This is a genomic window from Microbacterium sp. HMWF026 (genome assembly GCF_003061325.1).
GTDB classification, from domain to species: Bacteria; Actinomycetota; Actinomycetes; order Actinomycetales; family Microbacteriaceae; genus Microbacterium; species Microbacterium testaceum_E.
The window spans coordinates 1-1,093 of sequence record NZ_QAJB01000466.1 but is presented as its reverse complement, the minus strand read 5'-3'; the positions used below and the strand labels follow the sequence as shown (position 1 = coordinate 1,093).

The window sequence follows — 1,093 nt, the reverse complement described above, 5'->3', positions numbered from 1 at the left end:
ATCATCGTGGGCTCGGGGCCCAACGGCCTGGCGGCGGCGGTGACGCTCGCGCGCGCGGGTCTCGCGGTCGCGGTCTACGAGCGGTCCGCGCAGTTCGGCGGCGCCGCCGCGACGGCCGAGCTGACGCTGCCCGGCTATCGCCACGACGTCGGTTCGGCCGTGCATCCGCTCGCCCTCGAATCGTGGTTCTTCCGCGAGTTCGGACTGGACCGCCGTGTGCCGTTCGTCGTGCCGGAGGTGTCGTACGCGCACCCCCTCGACGGGGGACGCGCGGGCCTGGCCTGGCGCGATCTCGCGCGGGCGGCCGAGGGGCTGGGCGTCGACGGACCCGCGTACGAGCGTCTCATGAAGCCCCTGGTGTCGCACCTGCGGGGTGTCGCCGACTTCACCGGCAACGCCCTTCTGCGCATCCCGGGCGACCCCCTCGCGGCCGTGTTCTTCGGTCTGCGCGCGCTCGAGCAGGGGGGACCGTGGTGGAACGCCCGCTTCCGCGACGAGGTTGCACCGAGCATGATCACCGGCGTGTCCGCGCACACCATCCTGCACCAGCCGAGCCTGGCCGCCGGCGGTGCGGGTCTGGTGCTCGCCACCTACGGTCACGGCCGCGGCTGGCCGATCCCGGTCGGCGGCAGCCAGTCGATCGCCGACGCGATGATCGACGACATCCGCGCGCACGGCGGTGTGCTGCACGCGGGCGTCGAGGTGACCTCGCTCGACGAGCTGCCTCCCGCCCGCGCGGTGCTGCTCGACACGAACCCCCGCACGATGATCCGTCTGGCGGGGGAGCGGATGCCGTCGGCCTACCGTCGCACGCTGGAGCGGTTCCGCTACGGCGGCGGTGTCGCCAAGGTCGATTTCGCTCTGTCGGAACCGGTGCCGTGGGCCGACCCCGACGTGGCGCGCTCGGGCACCGTGCACATCGGCGGAACGCGGGCCGAGATCGCAGCGGCCGAGAACGCGGTCGACCGAGGGCAGCTGCCCGACGCGCCGTACGTGCTGGCGGCGCAGCCGACGCTCTTCGACGCCACGCGTGCTCCCGACGGCCGGCACGTGCTCTGGGCCTACACGCACGTGCCCGCGGGCAGTCCCGCCG

1 protein-coding gene is annotated in these 1,093 nt (G+C 74.0%); it reads left to right on the top strand.

The genetic code is table 11. From position 1 onward, the window contains the following. On the top strand, positions 1-1,093 hold a 1,093-nt coding region (locus DBR36_RS16885), incomplete at both ends, for an NAD(P)/FAD-dependent oxidoreductase (RefSeq protein ID WP_108320845.1).